The following is a 1,282-nucleotide window of genomic DNA, read 5'->3' as shown; positions in this document are numbered from 1 at the left end:
AGAGGTGGATCAGGAAATTTGAACAACACTTATAAGTGATATTTTGCTCCCCAAATGATGTTATAAACATCAATATATGGAGTATTTTATGGCACGTAGACCAAGAAGAAATCATTCAAATGATTTTAAAGCTAAGGTAGCACTTGCTGCGATTAAAGCAGAAAAAACACTTGCTGAATTGAGTGCTGAATTTGATGTTCATCAAAACCAAATTATCGACTGGAAAAATCAACTGATTTCAGCTTCCTCGCAAGCTTTCGATCAATCAAAAGCTCCAACAGAACCACCCATCGATCTAAAAAAACTACATGCAAAAATCGGTGAGCAGGCATTAGAAATTGATTTTTTAGAAGGTGTGTTGAAGAAACTGGGCCGCTTCAACCACAAAAGTTAATCGATGACTCACTTCAGATTTCAGTATCTAAGCAAGCTCAGCTGCTGAAAGTCTCCCGTGGTTGTTATTACTATCGCCCAAAACCTGTGAGTGCATCAGATCTGAAGCTAATGCGGTGTATGGATGAGTTACATATGCAATACCCTTTTGCAGGTAGCCGGATGATGCGTGATTTGTTGAATCGTCAAGGACATCATATAGGACGACGTCATACACGTACTTTAATGAAGAAAATGGGCATTAATGCGTTATATTGCAAACCAAATTTAAGCCAGGCTAATCAAGCTCACCGCAAATATCCATATCTGCTCAAAGGATTGGCTATTCAGCGCAGTAATCAAGTGTGGTCTACGGATATAACGTATATCCCTATGGCAAAAGGCTTTGTTTATTTATGTGCTGTGATTGATTGGCATAGCCGCAAGGTACTTGCGCATAGAGTATCGATTAGTATGGAGGTTACATTTTGCATAGAAACATTAAATGAAGCTATTGAAAAATATGGTCGACCTGAAATATTTAATACAGACCAAGGCAGTCAGTTTACCAGTGATGCATTTATTGATGTATTGAAATCAAATGGCATTCAAATCAGTATGGATGGTAAAGGTCGATGGGTTGATAATGTGATGGTTGAACGATTATGGCGGAGCGTTAAATATGAAGAGGTGTATCTCAAAGCCTACAGCAATGTTTTGGATGCGAAGAAGCAATTAAACGCATATTTTGAATTTTATAATTTGAAACGACCTCATTCGAGTCTGGACAAAATGACTCCAGATGAGTTTTACTATGACCAGCTACCACAACAAAATAAGGTAGCTTAACTAGAGCAGAGTATCACTTATAAATAAGCTTTTAGTTGTTCAAACATGTGGGACCACCTCT

1 protein-coding gene is annotated in these 1,282 nt (G+C 38.0%); it reads left to right on the top strand.

Going from position 1 to position 1,282, the window contains the following annotated elements:
- The first annotated feature begins 88 nt into the window (after positions 1–88).
- Positions 89–1,221, top strand: a protein-coding gene (locus GBI16_RS18120; RefSeq protein ID WP_223235881.1) for an IS3 family transposase whose coding sequence is annotated in 2 segments (ribosomal slippage) — positions 89–341 and positions 341–1,221 — 1,134 coding nt in all. Because the reading frame shifts where the segments join, the coding sequence is not laid out codon by codon here.
- Positions 1,222–1,282: the final 61 nt, after the last annotated feature.

It is taken from the genome of Acinetobacter sp. TUM15064 (assembly GCF_008980265.1).
Lineage (GTDB): Bacteria > Pseudomonadota > Gammaproteobacteria > Pseudomonadales > Moraxellaceae > Acinetobacter.
The sequence above is the reverse complement of the archived record's forward strand: the minus strand, read 5'-3'. Positions and strand labels throughout refer to the sequence as shown.